Origin of the sequence: Streptomyces sp. ICBB 8177, from assembly GCF_003144095.1 — a bacterium.
In the GTDB taxonomy this organism is placed as follows: domain Bacteria; phylum Actinomycetota; class Actinomycetes; order Streptomycetales; family Streptomycetaceae; genus Streptantibioticus_D.
Genome location: NZ_NSKH01000025.1, coordinates 1 through 306, shown reverse-complemented (window position 1 = coordinate 306; position 306 = coordinate 1). Strand labels below are relative to the sequence as shown.

The window sequence follows — 306 nt, the reverse complement described above, 5'->3', positions numbered from 1 at the left end:
CCTGCGACTGACACCGCAGGACCGCGTCCTGGCCCGCACCTCACCCAGCTTCGACGCCTCCGTCTGGGAGACCTGGCTCCCCCTCCTCCACGGCGCTTCGACGTGCCTGGTCGCTCCGCAGACCAACCGGGAGCCGGATCTGCTGCTGCGCCGCATGCGGGAGTTCCAGGTGACGGTGGCGCAGTTCGTGCCGTCGCACCTGTCGGTCGTGCTGGACGGTGCGAGTGTGGCGGCGCCGGAGAGCCTGCGCGCCGTGATGTGCGGCGGCGAACCCCTCACCCACGAACTCGCCCACCGCACCACACA

Annotated in this window: 1 protein-coding gene; it reads left to right on the top strand. The window is 71.2% G+C overall.

The annotated features are described in order from the left end of the window. On the top strand, positions 1-306 hold a 306-nt coding region (locus tag CK485_RS28385), incomplete at both ends, for an AMP-binding protein (RefSeq protein WP_146214599.1).